We start from the raw sequence: 19,468 nt of genomic DNA, 5'->3' as shown, positions 1-19,468 counted from the left end.
CTCGCCGGTTCGGCACCGACCGAGCGCGGGCCGGCACCTCGTCGTAAACGAGCGGAAGGATGCACACAATGCGGAACACCGCGCGCTGGGCCACCACCCTCGGCCTCACGGCCGCAGCCGTCTGCGCACCCCTGTACGGGGCCGTGGCGTCGGCCGCCCCGGCGACCACCCCGTCGGCCCTCTACGCCCCTTCGGCCCTGGTGCTCACCGTGGGCCACGGCGACAGCGCGGCGACCGTCGCGCCGGAACGGGCGGTCACCCTGACCTGTGCCCCCGGGCCCTCGGGCACCCACCCGGCCGCCGCGTCGGCCTGCGCGGACCTGCACCACGTCGGCGGCGAGCTGGACGCCCTGACGATGAGAGAAGGCGTCATCTGCACCCGGCAGTACGACCCCGTGGTCGTCACGGTCGACGGCGTGTGGCAGGGGCAGCGCGTCTCCTACGAGCGGATCTTCTCCAACGCGTGCGTGATGAACGCTCACGGTTCGAGCGTCTTCGCGTTCTGAGACCGGGATCGCACGGTTCCCGTGACCGCGCGGCGGCTCGCAGATATGGGGAGTGCGAGCCCTCTCGCGGAACGTGCGATCCCGCACAGGGAGGCCGGCGGGCGGAGTGGGGCCGCCCGCCGGCCTCCGGGCTTCACGGCCTCCCGCACCGGTCGCGAGGGCGGCTCAGGCCCGGTCCCGGTGGCTCGTGTCGCACCAGGGGTAGCGCCGGCTGCGGCGACAGGTGCACAGGGCCACCCGGAAGCGGTCGGAGGACACGATCGTCCCGTCCTCCAGCTCCACCTCCACCGGCCCCTCCACCAGCAGGGGCCCCTTGCGCCGCACGGTGACGCGTCGCGGTGTGTCAGACGGGGAGTTCGGCACGGACCACCACCAGCTCTTCCCTGTTCTCGGTCGGGGGCAGCAGCCCCCGCTCCCGCAGCCAGTGCTCCCGGTCCCGCAGCACCGGGCCGAAGGCGATGCGACGGCGCCGGGTCACCGCCGCCTTCATCCCGGCCGCCCGCAGATGGCCGAGCGTCAGCTCGGGATCGCTGAGCGCCGACTGCACGAGCAGCAGCGCACCGCCGGGCCGCAGCAGCGCGGGGGCCTCCCGGCAGATCCGGTCCAGGACGAGCCGCCCGTCACCGCCCGCGTCCCAGGCCCGGGCGGCGCCACGCGGTAGCCCGTGGGGCGCCGGAACATACGGGGGATTGGCCAGGATCAGATCGAACGACCGGCCCCGCACCGGAGCGAACAGGTTCCCGCGCCGCACCCGCACGGGCACCCCGGCCCGCAGCGCGTTCAGCCGGGCCGCGCACACGGCCCGCCGCGAGACGTCGACCGCGGTGACACGGGCGCCGCGCCGGGCGGCCGCCACGGCCAGGGCACCCGATCCGGTGCCCACGTCGAGCACGTCGGCGCCCGGCGGGACCGGCTCCTCGGAGAGGGCGCCGACCAGCAACTCGGTGTCTTCCTGGGGGGCGTACACGCCCGGTGGTACCAGCGATTTCACAGACCACCGGGTACCCCCGTGCTCAGGAGGTATGAGTGAACTCCTGGGTCAGAGGTGTGCGCAGGGACGACCGGCCCGCGGTCCAGTCGGAGAGCAGCCGGTCGCCGAGCCGGTCCTCGACGAACACCGTCGCGTCGACGCCGAAGGCGATGTCCGCCTCGAGATGCGGCTCCACTTCCAGCAGACCGCCGATCACGTCCTGGCGCACCACCTGTTCGTGCACGGCGTCCGCCTCCACGTGCTCGTCGTAGAAGTGCACGGCGGCGGGCCCCGCGCCGGTCCGGCGCATCGCCTCGGCGAGCCGCCGGGACCCGGGGGACGAGGTGATCTCGACCGTCGCGAAGTGGCCCACCAGGGCACCCCGGAGGGAGCGGTGCAGCCCGAAGAGGGACATCAGGTTCACCGTGACCAGGAGCTCGGCGTGGGCCGCGTCCAGATAGCGGCCGTACGCCGTGTCCAGGCCCAGGTCCGTCATCAGGTCGGCGAACAGGCGGGCGTGCACGCGCTCGGCCCGGCCGCCGCCGTACTCGTCGAACTCCACCGCCGCCATCCCCGCCTTGGCCCGCCCCCACAGCCGGGGCAGTACCCAGGCGTGCGGATCGGCCTCCTTGAGGTGGTACAGGGACCGCTGGGCGGCATACTCCCGCAGGTGCCACAATTCGCCCTTGTCGCGCAGGAAGTGGCTGACACCGGTGCCGTCCACCGGCTCCACCAGGATCCCGGCGAGCGCGTCGTCGAGGCGGTCGTGCCGCCGGGCGTCGGCGCGGAGCGCGGCGAGGAAGCGCCGCTCCAGGGCGCCGCGGACGCGCAGCAGCTCCGGGTCCCATTCCAGCTCCGGTGCCACGCCCGCGAACCCGCGGTAGTGCAGCTCGTAGCAGAGATACAGGGCGAGCTGGAGGTCGTCGCCGTACACGGGGGCGGCGGCGATCTCCTCGTCGGGGGGCAGGGGGCCGGTGCCCCGCAGATGGTCCTCGACGGCGGCGCTGAGCGGGCCGCGCGGTGCGGGCAGCCGGGGTTCCTCACTCGGGTGTTTCATGCGCCTCCGTGTACCCGGACGGCGCATGGGCACCCCCGTCCGCGAGGTATCCGGCCGCCGGAGGGGTACTCCGTGTCGGCATGAAGGCACTGGCGATCAACTGCACCCTGAAAAGGTCACCGGAGACCTCGAACACCGAGGCGCTGCTGCGGACCGTCGTCGAACGGCTGGAGAGGGACGGCGTGCAGGTCGAGGTCGTGCGCGCGGTGGACCTGGACATCGCCCCGGGGGTGGTCAGCGAGGCCGTGCACGAGGGCGACGCCTGGCCGGCCGTCCACGCGAAGATCCTGGCGTCCGAGATCCTCGTCGTCGCCTCGCCGACCTGGCTCGGCCAGCCGTCCTCGGTCGCCAAGAGGGTCCTGGAGCGGATGGACGCCATGCTGTCCGAGACGGACGACGCGGGCCGGCCGGTCGCCTACAACCGGGTCGCGGGCGTCGTCGTCACCGGCAACGAGGACGGCGCCCACCATGTGATCAGCGAGATCACCGGCGGCCTGCAGGACATCGGCTACACCATCCCGGGCCAGGCGTGGACCTACTGGAACCAGGGTCCCGGCCCCGGACCGAGCTTCCTCGAGGGCGGCAGCGGCCACGACTGGTCCCGCAGAACAGGCCGAGCCATGGCCGCCAACCTGCTGGGCGTCGCCCGCGCCCTGGAGGCACGGCCACTGGGCCCGCCGCCGCGGTAGGGGGCCCCCGAGGGGTGCCCTGTGGATCAGGCCGGCTCCCGGGCCCACCGCCTCGGCGAGATCGAAGCGACACCCCCTGGCCGGCTACTCCCCGTGGGACTGCTCCTGCGCCTCCGTGTTCGGGGTGACGGCGTCGCCCGCCTCACCCCGGTGGCGGCGCCCGGCGGAGTCCTCGGCGTGGCGCCCGGCCTCCTCGACCTCGCGCAGCACCTCCTCCACGGCCGTCTCGGGCTGCTCGCGCTCGTCGTGTTCGTCGTGCTCGGACACGGGGTCTCCGTTCGTCGTACGGTCGGTTCAGCCGCGCTGGGCGGCGACACGCAGGGGTACGGGGTCGGCGCCGGCGGTCTCCTTCTCGTTGAGGCGGGTGATCTCCGCCCACCAGGACGGGCCGTCCTCGATATGGCGCAACAGCACCCCCTCGCGCAGTGCCCAGGGGCAGATGGTCACCGTCTGCAGCCCGGTCAGCTTCATGGCCGTGTGCGCCACGACCGCGCCCGCCAGGCTCTGCACGGAACGCGGGGCGGAGATACCGGGCAACCGGGCGCGTTCCGCGGCGGGCAGGACGGACAGCCGGTCGATCGCCCCGCGCAGATCGGCGCAGGACAGCCGCCGCTCCACGAACGGCCCGTGCCGGCCGGGCGCGGCCCCGCACAGCCGTCCCAGCTGCTGGAAGGTGCGGGAGGTGGCGACCGCGGTACGCGGTCCCTCCCAGCGGATCCGGGCCGCCACGTCGCGCAGTTGATGGCGCACACGGCGGCGCAGCGCCCGTATCCGCTCCGGGGAGGGAGGGTCCTGGTCCTCGAAGTACTCATGGGTGAGCCGGGCCGCCCCCAGCGGCAGCGAGGCCGCGAAGTCGGGCAGCCGGCCGCGCCCGAAGGCGGCCTCCAGCGACCCCCCGCCGATGTCCAGCAGGGCCAGCGGTCCGGAGCGCCATCCCATCCAGCGGCGCGCGGCGAGGAACGTGAGCTCGGCCTCGACGTCACCCGGCAGGGTGCACAGGTCGACGCCCGTCCGCGCCCGGACCGTGCGCAGCACCTCCTGCCGGTTCGGGGCGCCGCGCACCACGGCGGTCGCGAAGGCCAGCGGGCCCGCGGCACCCCATCGCGAGGCCGTCCTGTTCGCCGCGGCGACCGCGTCCACCAGGTCCTCCACGGCCCGCTCCGGCACCGGCGCCCCCGGCGTGATCGAATCGGACAGCCTGAGGGGCCACTTGGCCGTGTGCACCGGAAGCGGCGCACCGCCCTCCGTGTCCGACACGACGAGTCTGACGGTCTTGGATCCGACATCCACCACGCTGGTTCGCATGGCCCGTGGGTACCCATTTACCGCGCCGGCCAACGGACGGGCCCCGGCGGACGGCGAAGACAGGCCAGAGGTGTGACCGAACGGCAATCTCCCGTTGACCTTCCTCATTCCTTGACGGTCATATAACCATCGAGGCATATTGGACTCATGTCCGACGCAGCCCTCTGGACCGCCCTCGCCGATCCGCACCGGCGGGCCATCGTCGCGCTGCTCCTCGAGCGGCCCCGGCCCGTGGGGGAGATCGTGCAGGCGTGCGGTCTGAGCCAGCCGGGCACCTCCAAGCACCTGAAGGTGCTCCGCGAGGCCGGCCTGGTCCGCGTACGGCAGGACGCGCAGCGCCGCGTCTACGCCCTCGACCCCACTCCCATCGCCGCGCTCGACGCCTGGCTCGCCCCGTACCGAGAGCTGTGGAACGAGAGCCTGGACGCCCTGGGCCGTCGGCTGGACGGGGCGCCGGACACCCCCGAACCCCCCGCACCGAAGGACTGATCCCCATGGCCGCCGAGCCCACCGGCACCTTCGTCACCCTGGACGACGGACGCCCGGCCGTCCGCTTCAGCCGTGAGTACGACCACCCCGTCGACCGGGTCTGGCGGTTCGTCACCGACCCGGACGAGCTGGCCCACTGGTTCCCCTCCCGCGCCGAGATCGACCTGCGCCCCGGAGGCGCCGTCGCCTTCAGCGGCGACCCCCGGCTGGAGGACTCCACCGGCCGGGTCGTCGCCGTCGACCCGCCCCGGCACCTGTCCTTCGAGTGGGACGGCGACGAACTCCACTTCGACCTGGAACAGCTCGCGGACGAGCGCACCCGTTTCACCCTCACCAACGTGCTCGGCGCCGAGAACACCGCCGCCCGCAACAGCGCCGGCTGGGAGGTGTGCCTCGCCGCACTGGACGCGTGGGCGCGGGGCGAGCGGTTCGAGGGGCCGCACGCGGGCGCGCGGGCGCCCTGGCAGGAGCTGTACGCGGCCTACGTCGCGGCGGGCATGCCCTCCGGGGCGCCGGTTCCCGGCACGGACGCCTGACGCCTCACGCCAGCTGCCGCCGCACCAGCTCGTGCAGCCGGCCGGTGGTGTCGGCGAGCAGCTGGGCCGGGGGACCCTGCTGCACCACCTTGCCGTCCTCCATCACCACCACCCGGTCCGCGTCCAGCACCGTCGACAGCCGGTGCGCGATGACGATCCGGGTCGCCTCCAGGGCCTTGGTGCTCTCGATCACCGTGCGCTGCGTCTCGTTGTCCAGGGCGCTGGTCGCCTCGTCGAAGAAGAGGATCCGCGGCCGGCGGATCAGCGCCTGGGCGATCATCAACCGCTGCCGCTGGCCGCCGGAGACCGCGCCGCTGCCCGAGACGAGGGTGTGCAGCCCCATCGGCATCCGCTTGATGTCCTCGGCCAGCCCCGCCATCTCCGCCGCCGCCATCGCCTCCTCCGGCGTGTACGGCTCTGATCCGCAGATGACGTCCAGGATGGAGCCGGTGAACGGCTGGGCGTGCTGGAGCACCACTCCGCACTGGCGGCGCACCGCCGACGGGTCCAGGGCGGCCAGGTCCCGGCCGTCGTAGAGCACACTGCCGGACGCGGGCTTGTCGAAGCCGATGAGCAGCCGCAGCAGCGTGGACTTGCCGCAGCCGCTCGGACCGACGACCGCCACGAACTCACCCGGCCGCGCCTCGAAGGAGACGTCGTCGAGGACCAGCGGACCGTCGTCGGCGTAGCGGAAGGACAGCCGCCGCGCCTCGATCGCCCCGGACAGCGGGCCCGGCCGGGTGCTCGCCGAACGCACCTCGGGCGTGGCGTCCAGCACCGGCTTGATCTGCTCGAACAGCGGCAGCGCGGCGACCCCCGAGACGAACGCGCCGGTCAGCTGGGTGACCGAGGTCAGCACCATCGTCACCGACGTGTTGAAGGTGAGGAACTCCGCCGCCGTCATCGAGCCCCGGGCCGGCCCGGCCAGCAGCATGAACATCGCCAGGGTGCACAGCGGCAGATAGACCGCGCCCAGCACCGCCGTGAGGTTCTTGATGCGGCCGGCCTTCTGCTGGAGCTCACGGCTTCGGGCGAACTCGGACGCCCAGGCGGCGTACGCGTAGTTCTCCGCCGCCGCCACCCGCAGCTTCGGCAGTCCGCGCAGGGTCTGGAAGGCCTGGTTGTTCAACTTGTTGCTGAGCACCACCAGGCGTCGCTGCCAGCGCACCTGCCACAGCCCGAGCCCCAGGAACACCCCCGCGATGACGACCAGCATCCCGATCGCGGCCAGCGCCATCGGCACGCTGAACCACAGCAGCAGCCCCAGGTTCATGGCGCCCACGGTGACCGACTGGGCCACCGTGGGACCGACCCCGGCCAGCAGCCGGCGGATCGCGCTGATGCCCATGGCGGCGCTCGCCAGCTCACCGGTCGAACGCTCGGTGAAGAAGCTGGTCGGCAGTCGCAGCAGCCTGTCCCACACGGCCGGCTGGAGCGTGGCCTCCACCCGGCCCTCCAGCCGCAGTAGGGTCAGGTTCTGCAGCAGCATGAAGGCGGCGGCCACCACACTGCTCGTCATCACCGCCAGACACACCTGCACGATCAGCTCGGTCTGAGCCTTCGGCACGTACTCGCCGAGTACCTTGCCGGTGGCGAGGGGCACCAGGGCTCCGATCGCCACCGTCACCAGACCGCTCAGCAGCAGACCGGTCAGATCACCGCGTGTCCCCGTCATGCAGAACCGCAGCAGCCTCAGCGGGCTCAGCCGCCGCTCGGGCAGCGGGCGGTAGAACATCACCGCGCGGGGCTCGAACTCCTCGGCGTTCGCCTTCTCGACCGGTGTCTCCCTCCCGGTCGAGGGATGCACCGCCACATAGCCGCCGCGCCGCCACAGCAGCGCCACCGGGGCACCGGACAGGGCCCGGTGACCCACCAGCGGGCCGACGTCGTCCCGCCACCAGCGGTCGGACAGCCGTACGACACGGGTGCGGACCCGGGACGCCAGGGCGACCTGCTCGACCGGGTCGAGCCGGTCCCCGCCGGTGCCGGACTGCGCGGGCGCGGCGAGCGGGATACCGGCCGCCTGGGCGACCAGCTTGCACGCCGCGTACGTGGCGTCCGCGTCGGCGGCCGTCGTGCTCCGGCCCGACCGCTTGCCGATGGAGGCCAGCAGCGTCCGGTCGGCCTGGGCCCGCACCGCCTCACCGGCCTTGATGCCCTCGGCGGTCCGCGTCTCATGGGTGTGTTCCAGCTGCTCGATCCACCGGTCCAGCGTCGTCATCAGCCGGTACTGCTGGTCGACCATGCTCTGCCACAGCGCCGGATCCATCGGCAGGTCGGCCGCCGCCTCCGCGCCGTACAGCGAGCCGTACTGCACGCTGCCCGGCGGGACCTGCATCCAGAAGACGTCGTCGTCGGAGGGCGCGGCGGCCCGGTCCGTGGCCATCGGCGCCTGGAACAGCACCGACAGACCGCGGCCCACGCCGAGCGCGAGCGCGTACTCCAGCGGGCTCGTCGTCGGCGGCACGTACTGCGGATTGCCGTACTCGTCGTACGACCAGGTCTGGGTGCCGGCCGGCTGGTACAGCTCGCGCAGCCCGATGCGGTGCACCACGCAGTCCCGCAGCGGACGCGCCACCAGCGTGTGGGCCGGACCGGCCACCGGGCCCAGCACCAGCGAGCCCGCCTCCAGCCGGCCCAGATGGTGCCAGTGGCCCTGCTGCTCGGCGTCGACCGCGAACAGGTCCGCGGAGCCGGACGCGATGAGCCACAGCACCTGCGGCCCCTCCAGGTCCAGACGGTTGAACCCGGCGCAGTCGATCGGCGTGCCCAGTGACCCGAGCGCGCCCAGGACGAGGTCGCCGCCCGGTCCCTCGTGCACGGCTGTCATCTCATCGCTCCCTGACCAGCGCCGCGTACGCGCCGCCGCGCGCCACCAGCTCCTCGTGCCGTCCGCGCTCCACGACCGTGCCGTGGTCCAGGACGACGATCTCGTCGCTGTCGCGCACCGTGCTCAGCCGGTGCGCGATCACCACACAGGCGCAGCCCCGTCGACGCAGGTTGTCCATCACCACCAGCTCCGTCTCGGCATCCAGCGCGCTGGTCACCTCGTCGAGCACCAGGATGCTCGGCCGGCGCACCAGCGCCCGCGCGATCTCCAGGCGCTGGCGCTGACCGCCCGAGAAGTTCCGGCCGTCCTGCTCGACCGGGCTGTGGATGCCGCCCGGCCGGCGCACGATCACGTCGTACAGCGCCGCGTCCTTGAGCGCCTCCACCACGGCCTCGTCCGGGACCGACGGGTCCCACAGCGCCACGTTGTCGCGGACGGTGCCCTCGAACAGGAACACGTCCTGGTCGACGAAGGAGACGGAGGCGGCCAGCGCCCCGCGCGGGATGTCCTCGATGCGCTGCCCGTCGATGCGGATCACGCCCTCCCACGGCGCGTACAGACCCGAGATCAGCCGGGACACCGTGGACTTGCCGCTGCCGGAGCCGCCCACCAGCGCCACCTGCTGTCCGGGTCCGACGGTCAGGTCGAACCCCGTCAGCAGCGGCTTGTCCAGCGGGTTGTAGCCGAAGGAGAGGTTCTGCAGCTCGACGTGCCCGTGCAGGCGGCGGGTCGAGTCGCCGGCGCCGGGACGGCCGTAGAGCGGGTCCGCCTTGAAGTTCTCCACGTCCTTCAGCCGGGCCACGTCCGCGGCGAAGTCCTGGATCCGGCCCGCGACGCCGTTGAGCCGGGTCAGCGGGGCGGTGAACCGGGTGACCAGCGCCTGGAAGGCGACCAGCAGACCGACCGAGATGTGACCTTCGACCGCCCGCATGCCACCGATCCACAGGATCAGCGCGCTGTTGAGCGTGGCGAGGGTCGGCGCCACCACACCGAGCCAGGCGCTCGGCACGCCGAGCCGCTGCTGCTCCTCCAGGGTGGTGGCGTGCTGCCCGGCCCACTTGCGGAAGTAGCCGTCCTCCCCGCCGGTCGCCTTCAGCGTCTCGATCAACTGCAGCCCGGTGTACGCCGTGTTGATGAGCCGCGCGTTGTCCGCGCGCAGCTTCGCCGTACGGGTGGCACGCAACCGGATGACGACCCGCATCGCCACGATGTTCAGCAGCGCCACACCGATGCCCACGAAGGTCAGCTGGGGGTCGTACGTGTACAGCAGCACCGCGTACAGCACGACCACCACCACATCCACGCCCGCCGCCGACAGATCGCGGGCCAGCGTCTCGGCCACCGCGTCGTTGGACTGCAGCCGCTGCACCAGGTCGGCCGGGCTGCGCTGGGAGAAGAACGTCACCGGCAGCCGCAGAAGATGGCGCAGGAAGCGGGCGCTGGACAGGGTGGAGGAGATCAGCCGGCCGCGCAGCAGATTGGCCTGCTGGAGCCAGGTCAGCACCAGCGTGAGCAGCACACACGCGCCCATCGACGTGAACAGCACGCCCAGCGTCGAGGTCTGGCCGCCGATCAGGAACTCGTCGATGTAGGTCCGGCTGAGGCCGGGCACCGCCGCGCCGACCGCCACCAGCAGCAGGCTCGACAGGACCACGGCGGGCATGGTGCCCGCGGTGCCGCGCAGCCGGGCCGGCATCGCGCCGAGCACGCCCGGCTTGCGGCCGCCGCGGGTGAAGTCCGCGCCGGGCTCCATGACCAGGACGACACCGGTGAAACTGCCGTCGAACTCCTCCAGGGGGATGAACCGCCGCCCCTTGCCGGGATCGTTGATGTACACCCCGCGGCGGCCGAACCGGCGGCCCATGCCGTCGTAGACGACGTAGTGGTTGAACTCCCAGAACAGGATGGCCGGAGCCGTCACCTCGGCGAGGGCGGCCAGATCCATCTGCATGCCCTTGGCTGTCAGCCCGTAACTCCGGGCCGCCTTCAGCAGGTTGCTGGCGCGTGAGCCGTCCCGCGAGACACCGCAGGCGATCCGCAGCTCCTCCAGCGGGACATGGCGGCCGTAGTGGCCGAGCACCATGGCGAGGGAGGCGGCGCCGCACTCCACGGCCTCCATCTGGAGCACGGTGGGCGTACGGACGGTCCTGGCCCGGGCCGTGGGCACCTTGCGCCGGGGCGGGGCGGCACGGCGTCTGCCGCGGGTCTCCTGGGCGGTGGTCACGGCAGCAGCCAATCGACGGGGCGCCGGTCGGCCAGCCGGATCGAACCCGTGGCCGGGGTCATCGAGGTGAGCCGGAACGGCGGACCGTCCGCGGAGGACCACTCGTAACCGCTCTCGGTGGTGGACGACTTCTCCAGCTCCACCGTGACGGCCACCGGCCTGCCCTTCTCGGTGAACTGCTCGCCGAGCTGGCTGTCACCGAGGAACGCGGCGATCCGCTGGGCGGACTGGGCCGATCGGTCCACGGACTTCACCTCGCCGTGCAGCACGCCGTACTCCTGGCTCGGCACCGACTGCACGGTCAGATCGACGGAGGCGTGGGCGGGGATGCCGGCGGCGTTCTCGGCGGGGACGTACACGGTCGCGTACAGCGCTGCGTTCGCGCGCGCGACCTTCTCCACGGCGGCGACGTTCGCGCCGGTGCCGATGATCTGCCCGACGCTGGCGGCGAGCGCGGTGATCCGGCCCGCGTCCAGGGTACGTACGACGGTGTCGCCCTGTTCGGTGCGCACCTTCAGGACGGGGGAGCCGGCGGGCAGCCGCTCGCCCTCTTTCGCGAGCACGGCGGTGACCTGGCCGGCGACGGGGCTCTGCAGGACGTAGCTGCCCTGCCCGTACGTGAGGATGGCGGGCGCGCTGACCGTGGAGGCCACCGATCCGGTCACCGCCCACACCGAGGCGGCCGCCATCGCGATCACCGTCACGGACAGCACCAGCCAGCCCTGGGGGCGGGCGAAACGCACCGGGAGGTCGAGTTCCTCCGGTGACTGGAGCTTGGCGAGGGCCTGTTGGCGGAACTGCACGGGACTTCCCTCACCTGCGTGAGCTGTGCGACGTCACTGCGGGACCATGGGCGGATCACTGAGTCCCGGAGCCGAGGTGCGGCTCCGGGACTCAGTGACACAAGGGCGCGATCAGAGACCGGCGACCAGGTTCGTGACCGGGGCGGTGTTCAGGCCGGTGACACCCTCGACGGTGCCGACGACCGTGTCGACCACACCGGAGACCGGGGCGATGCTGTCCACCGCGCCGGTGAGGGAGTTCACGGCGTTCACGGACAGGCCGCCGGAGACGGTGTCGAGGTCGGCGTCGGAGATCTCGACGGTCTCAACCTGGGGGGTGGAGTTCATGATGGAACTTCCCTTCGTATGGATATGTCACAAGGGGGGAGCGGCCCCCCTCTGGGGAGATGAAGGCCGCGACCGCGGGCGCCGAACGCCCGTCGCCGGGAGCCCGGAACGGCCTTGCGGTGCGATGGATCAAAGCACGCTGTAGGCGCGGGCTTCCAATCACCCAAACGTCTCACCAGGCCGTTTGCGTCCAGCAGGCGTCCAAGCGTGCAGACGAGGGCACGGCTCGGGGGCGACTTCTTCACATGCCCCACCGCATCGGCTCGTCCCGCCGCTTGCGCCCCCCGGACCGGAATCCGGCACACCTCGCCAAAGGCGTGACCCGGCCGGCCGGTCTGTGGGCGAATCCCGGATCCGGTGACCGGGTTGGGCAGTCGCTGTGCAGATTCGCTGAAGCCTGTATTCCGCTCCGCGATCGGCACGCAGCGCTCATGGTCGATCGCGGACGGTGAGGAGGGATCGGGATTGAACACACCTCGTGGCACACGCGTACCAACAGCCATCCGGGCGCCCCGACAGCTGCCGAACGGCGGCACGACTCCGGTCCCCCCAGGAGGTCGAGAAGTTTGAGTCACCAGCGAATTCCGAAGCGCAGGGCCGCGATTGCCGCGGGCGGCGTGGTGGCGCTCGGCGCCGCCGCGATCCTGCTCCCGAACGCCAGCGCGTCGCAGGACGGCGCGTCGGACGACGCCGCGGCAGCGCCGAAAACCCTCAGGGCGACGGACGCCCCGGACCTCGCCTCGCGGCTCGCCGGGCTCCTCGGCGACGCGTTCGCCGGCTCCTACTACGACCGTGCGAGCCGGCAGCTCGTCGTCAACGTCGTACCGGGCGACGACAGCGACGTGATCGTGCGGGCCGAGAAGGCGGGCGCGGCCGTCCGCGAGGTCGACAACAGCATGACCGAGCTGGAGGCCGGGGCGCGGACGCTGAAGGCGCGGGCGACCATCCCGGGCACCTCGTGGGCCGTCGACCCGCGCACCAACAAGATCCTCGTCACCGCGGACCGCACGGTGACCGGGGACAGGTGGAACAGGCTGGAGTCCACCGTGCGCAGCCTCGGCTCCGGCATGGCGGCCATCAAGAGGTCCGCGGGCACGTTCAAGACGTTCGCGTCCGGCGGCGACGCCATCTTCGCCGGCGGTTCGCGCTGCTCGCTCGGCTTCAACGTCACCGCGGGCGACGGCACTCCGGCCTTCCTGACGGCCGGTCACTGCGGCGTCGCGGCCGAGCAGTGGTCCGACGCACAGGGCGGACAGCCGATCGCCACGGTCGACCAGGCGGTCTTCCCCGGCGAGGGCGACTTCGCGCTCGTCACGTACGACGACCCCGCCACCGAGGCGCCGAGCGAGGTCGACCTCGGCGAAGGGACCGTCCCGATCACCGAGGCCGCGGAGGCCACCGTCGGACAGGAGGTGTTCCGGATGGGCAGCACCACCGGGCTCGCCGACGGACAGGTGCTCGGCCTGAACGCCACGGTGAACTACCCGGAGGGCACGGTCACCGGTCTCATACAGACCGACGTCTGTGCCGAACCCGGTGACAGCGGCGGCTCGATGTTCACCCAGGACGGTCTCGCCATCGGCCTGACCTCGGGCGGCAGCGGTGACTGCACCGCCGGCGGCGAGACGTTCTTCCAGCCGGTCACCACGGCCCTGGAGGCGGTCGGTGCGACCCTCGGCGCGGGCGACGGCGACGGCGCGGGCGCAGGCGACCAGGCGGGTGGCGAGGAGTCCGGCGCGAGTGAGGGAGCCGGTGGCCAGGAGATCGGCGGCGAGGAGGCCGGCGGTCAGGACGTCGGCGGCGAGGAGGCCGGTGCGGGCGATCAGGCGGGTGGCGAGGAGGCCGGTGCGGGCGCCGGGGAGGGCCCCGGCGAGGGCGCCGGGGACGGCTCCGGTCTGACACCGACGCACTGACACCGACGCACTGACACCGGCTCAGCACGCGGGCCACGTTCCCCGGTCCTGCCCCGCCACCGGATGGGGCGGGGCAGGACCGCCGCTCGCCGGGGTCAGCCCTCGGGAAGCGCCCTGAGCAGCAGCAACGCGATGTCGTCCAGGCGGCCCTCCGCGTCCGCGCCGTGCTGGACCAGGGCGTCGGCCAGGTCGTCGAGAGGCCGGTCGCCGAGGTCGGTCAGTCGCCGGCCCAGATCGGTGAGGGCGTCCTCGAAGTCGGTACCGGGGGACTCGACCAGGCCGTCGGTGTACAGGACGAGCAGCGAACCGGGAGGCAGGGCGACCTCGGTCGACGGATAGGCCGCCGAGCCGTCGATGCCCAGCAGCGGACCACCGGCCAGGTCCAGCACCCGCACCCGCCCGTCCGGCCTGCGCAGCAACGGCGGCGGATGACCCGCACGGGACATCACCGCCCGCCCGTGCGCGGGATCGAGCCGCAGATACAGGCAGCTCGCGAACAGGTCGGACCCCAGGTCCAGCAGCAGCCGGTTGGTGCTGCGCATGACCTCCTCGGGCGCCTGCCCGACGGCCGTGTACGCGCGCACGGCGGTGCGGACCTGACCCATCAGCCCGGCCGCCGTCACGTTGTGCCCCTGCACGTCCCCGATCACCGCCGCCGCCGCCGTCCCCCGCGTCGGCACCAGATCGTAGAAGTCGCCCCCGATCTCCATGCCCTGAGTGGCCGGAAGATAGCGGGCCGCCGCCTCGATCCCGGAGAGCGTCGGCAGCGTGTGCGGCAGCAGCGCCTCCTGGAGCCCGTGCGCGAGCCGGTGCTTGGCGTCGTAGAGCAGCGCCCGTTCCAGCGCCTGGGCGATCAGCCCCGCCAGACTGGTCAGCACCGCCCGTTCGTCCGTCGCGAAGTGGTGCGGCGCCGCATACGACAGCACCAGCGTCCCCACCGGGCGCCCCGAGACGATCAGCGGCAGATACGCGAACGCCGCGAACTCGGAGGGCTCCACCAGCAGCGCCGGATACAGGCGCTCGAGCTCCGCGCGGCTCTCGAAGAAGGCGGGCACCCCGGTGCGCAGCACTTGGCTGCCGGGAAGCGGCTCCGACAGCGGCATCCCCTCGAACCGCTCCACGACCCGCGGATCGGCGTACCCGTGGTGCCCCAGCACACGCAGCCGGCCCGCCCGGGAACCGAGGAGCACCAGCCCCTGGCTGTCCACCGCCGGCGCGATCTCGTCCGCGACCAGGTGCACCACGTCCTGCACCCCGACCGCCTCGGTCAGCGCACCGGCCAGGCTCAGCACCTGGGAGATGGTGACCAGTCGCGTCGGACGGTGCCCGGGGCGCGGCGCGGAGCGGTCCATCTCCGCCACGGCGCGTGCCCGGCTGATCCGGACACTGAGCCCGCTCGTGCTCGGATACAGCCGGAACGACAGCCACTCGCCGGGCGGACGCAGCGCGACGAACGAGGTGACGTGCTGGCTGAACAGTGCGGCCCGGTAGCGGTCCTCGTACACGGGATCGTTCAGCCACGGCACCGAAGCCCACAGCTGGGCGCCGAGCAGCCGGTCGACCGGGACCTCCAGCAGGTCGGCCGCGGCGGCGTTGGCGAAGCCGACCCGGCCGTGCACGTCGAGCGAGCACAAGCCGTAGGGCAGCCGGGACACCATCCGAACCGCCTCCACCGGGCCGAGCGTGCCGGCCATGCCTCCCACCAGCGGCGCGGCCAGCAGATCCGGCTCGGGGGGCAGGGGCAGACGCTGCTCGGCGGCCCGCTCCAGCCGCACCGCCAGCCGGTCGCAGGCGGCGGTGAGATGATCGCGTTCCCAGTCGGACAGGTCCGGCGGATGCGTGCCGGGCCAGGTCACGAAGATCGCGCCGTACGCCCTGGTCACGGTCGCCACCGGCAGGGCCGCCAGCGCGAACGGGTAGGGCAGCACCATGGCGATCCGGGGATAGTGGCGGGCCATCTCCTCCTCGCCGCCCACCCAGACGAGCCGCCGCCCGCGCACCGCGTCGGAGATCGGGATCGGCGCGCTCACCCCCACCCGTTCCCAGGGGGCGGCGAAGGTGCGGGGCAGCCCCGCCATCACCGCCATCTCCAGCACCGTCCGGTCCGGCGAGAGCAGGTACACCGCCCCGGAGTGGGCGTGCACCTCGTCCATTATCGAGGCCAGCGTCAGCGACAGCATCGGACGGCCCGCCGGGCGCCGCGCACCCGACGGCACGTGCGCGGACGACTGCCCCTCGGACACGCCGGCCACCTCCTCGTACGGCCGTGCCACCGACCCCGGGACCCAATCTCCCCCTTCATGCGACCTCGCGCACGGCGAGCGGCGAGGCGAGGGCCGGATGCCCGGGCGAGCGGGCCGGCCACCGCCCAGCGCCCACGACGCACCACTCCCGTTCACCCAGCCCTCGGGGCGCACTACGCCGACCGCCCGGGGCGCACCGGCGGCGCCCGGCCCGCCGCGCACGCCCCGGCCCGCCGCGGACCGGGCGCCGCCGAACGCGCACAGGGGCTGCGCAGGTGCCCCATACGCGCTGTAATGGCCAACGTGGTCAGTGAGGGCGCGGACGGTCGCAGCACGAGAACGCTGCGTGCGGAAGGTGCCCTGAGGACGATCGCGGCCGACCAGGAGTCGCCCGAACGGGTGCGCAGAATCCTGGAGCAGGCCCTCGTCTTCGCCGGCGCCGCATTCGCCGCCGTGTACACGCCCAGCGCGGACGGAGAGCTGCTGTACCTGGCGGAGTCCGTCGGCGTGCCCAGGACCATGTGCGGGGTACGCGACAGCTACCCCACCGCCGGTCGCGCCCCGGTGGCCGAGGCCCACCGCGGCCGGCCGGTGTGGCTGGGCCCGGAGGACCTCGCCGCGCAGGCCCAGTCGCGGCGCGTGCCCAGCCGCGACTTCTTCCTGGCGGCCCTGCCCGTGCGCGACGACGGCGGCGGCTGCCTGCTCGCGGTGAGCGAGCGCACCCACGGGTTCGACGCCGACGACCGTGTCTGCCTCGGCCTCGTGGCCGACGCCATCGCCTCCCCCGTGCCGGCCGCGACCGCCGACGGCGCCGACCTGCCGCCGGGTGGCTTCAACCTCGCCATGGACACCGGCCGGGTCCGGGTGGGCGTGGACATCCTGGAGCTGTTCGGACTGGACCCGGACGATTTCGACGGGCGGGTGGAGACCCTGCTGAGCCTGACGGTGCCGGAGGACCTGCCCTCGCTGATGTCCGTCGTCGAGGCCGACCACATGACGATCGGCGACCGCGAACTGGAGTTCCGGGTCCTCCAGCCCGCCGGCCCGCCCAAGTGGCTCCGGCTGAGCGGCCGGCTGGTGCCCGGCGGCGAGGGGCGTCCGGCGCGCCTCGTGGGCACCGTCGCCGACGCCTCCACGCTGCGCTCCGACATCACCGACGTGGCCCGCGTCCAGCGGCTCGCCGCCGCTCTGGCCACCGCGGTCACCGTCCGCGACGTCGGCAAGGCCGTGGTCGCCGCGCTGCGCCGGCCGCTGCGGGCCGACCGGATCGCGCTCGCCGAGCTGGAGAACGACCGGCTCGTCGTGACCGTCCTCGACCCGCCCGAACCGGAGGCCTGGCCGGAGTCGTGGCGCACCGAGTGGCGCACCGAGTGGCCCGACGCGCCCCTGCGCACCGTGCCGACCCTCGCCGCGGCCCTGCGCGAGGGCCGCTCCCGGATCTGGCCCGCGGGCTCCCCGCTGGAGGCCGCCCTCGCCGAGGTCGGCCCCGGCGGACTGGCCATGCTGCCGCTGCCCGCCGGGAACCGCATGGCCGGTGCCTGTCTGATCGGCTGGGACACCCCGCACGACTTCGGCGCCGACGAACGCGCCCTGCTCACCGCCGCCGCCGGCCTCGCCGGACAGGCCCTGATGCGGGCCCGCGCCTTCGACGCCGAACACGAACTGGTCGGCATGCTCCAGCGCCAGCTGCTGCCGCGCCGTCTGCCCCGGCTGCCGGGAGCGGTCGCCGTCGCCCGCTACCTCCCCAGCACCGCCGGCCTGGAGCTCGGCGGTGACTGGTACGACGTGATCCCGCTGCCCGACAACCACGTCGCCCTCGTCATCGGCGACGTCCAGGGCCACAGCGCCGGCGCCGCCACCCTCATGGGGCAGATGCGCACCGCGCTGCGCGCCTACGCGGTCGAGGGACATCCCCCGGACGTCGTGGTGTCCCACGCCAACCGGCTCCTCATGGACATGGAGACCGACCTCTTCGCCACCTGTTGCTATGTCGACGTCGACATGGAGGAGGGCTCCGCCTGGTGCGTGCGCGCGGGTCACCTGCCGCCGGTGCTGCGTCACGCGGACGGCCGTACCGACATCGCGGAGGCCGAGGGCGGCCCGCCGCTCGGGGTGGTGCGGCAGAGCGACTTCCCCATGAGCCCGCTCAGGCTGCAGCCCGGCACGGTGGTCGCGCTCACCACGGACGGCCTGGTGGAGTCGCACGAGGCCGACATCGACGAGGGCATGGACCGCTTCGCCCGGCAGCTGTCCGCCGCCGACCCCGCCCATCTCGGGCAGGTCGCGGACGCATTGCTCGGCAAGGCCCCGCGCAGTGACGACGTCGCCCTGCTGCTGTTGCGCTACGACGGCATGGCCGTACGTCCGCTGCGGGAGAGCTGGAGCGTGTGGCGGGTGCCCCAGGCGGTCGGGCACGCCCGCCGCTTCACCCGGCGCACCCTGCGTTCCTGGGGCGTGAGCGAGGACATCGACGCGGCCCTGCTCGTCGTGTCGGAACTGGTCACCAACGCCCTGGTGCACACCGACGGCAAGGTGCGTCTCGACATCACGCTGGTCAGCGGCCGGCTGCGCCTCGCGGTCGCCGACGCCTCGCCGCGCACCCCGGTGAAGCCCACCAGCATCGGGTGGGAGGCCACCGGAGGCCGGGGCATCCTGCTCGTCGAGGCCGTGTCGGCGGCCTGGGGCACGCTTCCGGTCAGCGGGGGCAAGCAGGTGTGGGCGGAGTTCGTCCTGCGGCACTGACCGGACGACGCCGCACAGCCGCCCCCGCCCGACCGGGACCGTCTCCTCGGGCGGCCGCACGCGCCTGGTGACCGCACGGCTCCACCGGGCACCCGGAACGCGGCAGAGAGACGGCGGAGAGGGAGACGTCATGACACAGCATGTCCGCGACATCATGACCGGCGCGCCGGTGACCGTGGGGCCGCAGACCTCCGTCGCGCAGGTCGCCCGCATCATGCGCGACCGCGACCTCGGTGCCGTCCTGGTGACCGACGGCGAGCGGCTGCGCGGACTGGTCACCGACCGCGACCTGGTGGTGCGGTCGCTCGCCCGGGGCGGCGACCCCGAGGAGACCACCGTGGCCGGCGCGTGCAGCGAGAACCTGGAGCGCGACCCGGAGTCGGCCCTCGGCGACATCAGCGTGGCCCGGCCCAACACCTGAGCGCGGCCGGCCCGGGCGGGGAACTCACCGCCCGGGCCGGGGCGTTCAGACAGGGAGGCTCGGACAACGGTCGGGTGTTTGTCGAGCGGCGGGCCGGGGACCCGGACGACAGCGGATGCAGAAGGAAGATGATGCGTCGTGACCTCGGAGACCACCGACCGACCCGCGCCCCGCCGAGCGGAGACCGGCTGGGCGCGAGCCCGGCGACTGCGCGGCAAGGACCCGCTGCGTACCTGCCTGCCCGCCGTGGACCGCGGTACCGGTTCCGCCACCCCGAACAGGGGTTCGGAGGGAAACATCGTGAGAGGCGATGATTAGCGGGTATCCGGGCGACTCATCGGTCCTCACCGGGGGTTTCGTAATACACGAGTAAAGCACGTGATGTTCCGTGCGCCGGAACAGGACTATGGTGA

General features: G+C 73.2%; 18 protein-coding genes. 8 read left to right on the top strand and 10 right to left on the bottom strand.

The window, feature by feature from the left end; translation table 11 throughout:
• Positions 1-68: 68 nt before the first annotated feature.
• Complete coding sequence (locus tag IE178_RS08035) at positions 69-506, top strand: subtilase-type protease inhibitor (protein WP_184762680.1); 438 nt, start codon at positions 69-71, stop codon at positions 504-506.
• A gap of 165 nt (positions 507-671) precedes the next feature.
• Here IE178_RS08035 and IE178_RS08030 read toward each other — a convergent pair whose 3' ends face one another.
• The 3 genes from IE178_RS08030 to IE178_RS08020 are packed head-to-tail and all read right to left on the bottom strand — an operon-like array spanning position 672 to position 2,533.
• On the bottom strand, positions 672-869 hold the full coding sequence (locus tag IE178_RS08030; protein ID WP_184762681.1) for a CDGSH iron-sulfur domain-containing protein: 198 nt from the start codon (positions 867-869) through the stop codon (positions 672-674).
• Complete coding sequence (locus IE178_RS08025) at positions 850-1,473, bottom strand: HemK2/MTQ2 family protein methyltransferase (RefSeq protein WP_193511867.1); 624 nt, start codon at positions 1,471-1,473, stop codon at positions 850-852. The genes IE178_RS08030 and IE178_RS08025 overlap by 20 nt, the downstream gene beginning before the upstream one ends.
• A gap of 46 nt (positions 1,474-1,519) precedes the next feature.
• Positions 1,520-2,533 carry an iron-containing redox enzyme family protein gene (locus IE178_RS08020; RefSeq protein WP_193511754.1) on the bottom strand — a complete coding sequence of 338 codons (1,014 nt, stop codon included), beginning with the start codon at positions 2,531-2,533 and terminating at the stop codon, positions 1,520-1,522.
• 80 nt (positions 2,534-2,613) lie between these two features.
• Here IE178_RS08020 and IE178_RS08015 point away from each other — a divergent pair, with 80 nt between their 5' ends.
• Complete coding sequence (locus tag IE178_RS08015) at positions 2,614-3,222, top strand: flavodoxin family protein (RefSeq protein ID WP_193511753.1); 609 nt, start codon at positions 2,614-2,616, stop codon at positions 3,220-3,222.
• A gap of 84 nt (positions 3,223-3,306) precedes the next feature.
• Here the strand turns inward: IE178_RS08015 and IE178_RS08010 are convergent, their stop codons facing one another.
• A complete protein-coding gene (locus IE178_RS08010) occupies positions 3,307-3,489 on the bottom strand; it encodes a hypothetical protein (protein WP_193511752.1) in 183 nt (60 codons plus the stop codon).
• A 27-nt stretch (positions 3,490-3,516) separates the two neighbouring features.
• Positions 3,517-4,527, bottom strand: coding sequence for a Ppx/GppA family phosphatase (locus IE178_RS08005; RefSeq protein WP_193511751.1), 1,011 nt, complete (start codon positions 4,525-4,527; stop codon positions 3,517-3,519).
• 147 nt (positions 4,528-4,674) lie between these two features.
• Here IE178_RS08005 and IE178_RS08000 point away from each other — a divergent pair, with 147 nt between their 5' ends.
• Positions 4,675-5,016: an ArsR/SmtB family transcription factor gene (locus tag IE178_RS08000; RefSeq protein ID WP_193511750.1), complete on the top strand. Its 342-nt coding sequence runs from the start codon at positions 4,675-4,677 to the stop codon at positions 5,014-5,016.
• A 5-nt stretch (positions 5,017-5,021) separates the two neighbouring features.
• Positions 5,022-5,552, top strand: coding sequence for an SRPBCC family protein (locus IE178_RS07995; protein ID WP_184762687.1), 531 nt, complete (start codon positions 5,022-5,024; stop codon positions 5,550-5,552).
• Positions 5,553-5,556: 4 nt separating this feature from the next.
• On the opposite strand, the gene IE178_RS07990 is transcribed toward IE178_RS07995, so the two are convergent.
• From IE178_RS07990 to IE178_RS07975, 4 genes are all read right to left on the bottom strand, one after another.
• Positions 5,557-8,382 (bottom strand): NHLP bacteriocin export ABC transporter permease/ATPase subunit, encoded by a 2,826-nt coding sequence (locus tag IE178_RS07990; RefSeq protein ID WP_193511749.1) that lies wholly within the window; start codon positions 8,380-8,382, stop codon positions 5,557-5,559.
• A 1-nt stretch (position 8,383) separates the two neighbouring features.
• Complete coding sequence (locus tag IE178_RS07985) at positions 8,384-10,606, bottom strand: NHLP family bacteriocin export ABC transporter peptidase/permease/ATPase subunit (protein ID WP_193511748.1); 2,223 nt, start codon at positions 10,604-10,606, stop codon at positions 8,384-8,386.
• On the bottom strand, positions 10,603-11,409 hold the full coding sequence (locus tag IE178_RS07980; RefSeq protein ID WP_184762690.1) for an HlyD family efflux transporter periplasmic adaptor subunit: 807 nt from the start codon (positions 11,407-11,409) through the stop codon (positions 10,603-10,605). Before IE178_RS07980 ends, IE178_RS07985 begins: the two co-directional genes overlap by 4 nt.
• A gap of 111 nt (positions 11,410-11,520) precedes the next feature.
• A complete protein-coding gene (locus tag IE178_RS07975; protein WP_184762691.1) occupies positions 11,521-11,736 on the bottom strand; it encodes a type A2 lantipeptide in 216 nt (71 codons plus the stop codon).
• A gap of 566 nt (positions 11,737-12,302) precedes the next feature.
• Between IE178_RS07975 and IE178_RS07970 the strand changes: the two genes are divergently transcribed.
• The gene (locus tag IE178_RS07970; protein ID WP_193511747.1) at positions 12,303-13,649 is read left to right on the top strand and encodes a S1 family peptidase; all 1,347 of its coding nucleotides are present in this window, start codon (positions 12,303-12,305) and stop codon (positions 13,647-13,649) included.
• 95 nt (positions 13,650-13,744) lie between these two features.
• Here IE178_RS07970 and IE178_RS07965 read toward each other — a convergent pair whose 3' ends face one another.
• Entirely contained in the window at positions 13,745-15,892 is a 2,148-nt protein-coding gene (locus IE178_RS07965) for a SpoIIE family protein phosphatase (protein ID WP_193511746.1), read from the bottom strand.
• 294 nt (positions 15,893-16,186) lie between these two features.
• On the opposite strand from IE178_RS07965, the gene IE178_RS07960 reads away from it, so the two are divergent.
• The 3 genes from IE178_RS07960 (at position 16,187) to IE178_RS35780 (ending at position 19,373) form a co-directional block, all read left to right on the top strand.
• The gene (locus IE178_RS07960) at positions 16,187-18,634 is read left to right on the top strand and encodes a SpoIIE family protein phosphatase (RefSeq protein ID WP_193511745.1); all 2,448 of its coding nucleotides are present in this window, start codon (positions 16,187-16,189) and stop codon (positions 18,632-18,634) included.
• Positions 18,635-18,764: 130 nt separating this feature from the next.
• Positions 18,765-19,055 (top strand): CBS domain-containing protein, encoded by a 291-nt coding sequence (locus tag IE178_RS07955; RefSeq protein ID WP_193511744.1) that lies wholly within the window; start codon positions 18,765-18,767, stop codon positions 19,053-19,055.
• A 138-nt stretch (positions 19,056-19,193) separates the two neighbouring features.
• Complete coding sequence (locus IE178_RS35780; RefSeq protein ID WP_318279901.1) at positions 19,194-19,373, top strand: hypothetical protein; 180 nt, start codon at positions 19,194-19,196, stop codon at positions 19,371-19,373.
• The last annotated feature ends 95 nt before the right edge of the window (positions 19,374-19,468 follow it).

This window comes from Streptomyces griseoloalbus (assembly GCA_014650015.1).
GTDB classification, from domain to species: domain Bacteria; phylum Actinomycetota; class Actinomycetes; order Streptomycetales; family Streptomycetaceae; genus Streptomyces; species Streptomyces griseoloalbus.
The sequence above is the reverse complement of the archived record's forward strand: the minus strand, read 5'-3'. Positions and strand labels throughout refer to the sequence as shown.

Coding starts and splice junctions, on each gene's coding strand:
- IE178_RS08035 (WP_184762680.1), top strand. CDS start 69: ATGCGGAACACCGCGCGCTGGGCCACCACCCTCGGCCTCACGGCCGCA.
- IE178_RS08020 (WP_193511754.1), bottom strand. CDS start 2,533: ATGAAACACCCGAGTGAGGAACCCCGGCTGCCCGCACCGCGCGGCCCG.
- IE178_RS08015 (WP_193511753.1), top strand. CDS start 2,614: ATGAAGGCACTGGCGATCAACTGCACCCTGAAAAGGTCACCGGAGACC.
- IE178_RS08005 (WP_193511751.1), bottom strand. CDS start 4,527: ATGCGAACCAGCGTGGTGGATGTCGGATCCAAGACCGTCAGACTCGTC.
- IE178_RS08000 (WP_193511750.1), top strand. CDS start 4,675: ATGTCCGACGCAGCCCTCTGGACCGCCCTCGCCGATCCGCACCGGCGG.
- IE178_RS07995 (WP_184762687.1), top strand. CDS start 5,022: ATGGCCGCCGAGCCCACCGGCACCTTCGTCACCCTGGACGACGGACGC.
- IE178_RS07990 (WP_193511749.1), bottom strand. CDS start 8,382: ATGACAGCCGTGCACGAGGGACCGGGCGGCGACCTCGTCCTGGGCGCG.
- IE178_RS07975 (WP_184762691.1), bottom strand. CDS start 11,736: ATGAACTCCACCCCCCAGGTTGAGACCGTCGAGATCTCCGACGCCGAC.
- IE178_RS07960 (WP_193511745.1), top strand. CDS start 16,187: ATGGCCAACGTGGTCAGTGAGGGCGCGGACGGTCGCAGCACGAGAACG.
- IE178_RS07955 (WP_193511744.1), top strand. CDS start 18,765: ATGACACAGCATGTCCGCGACATCATGACCGGCGCGCCGGTGACCGTG.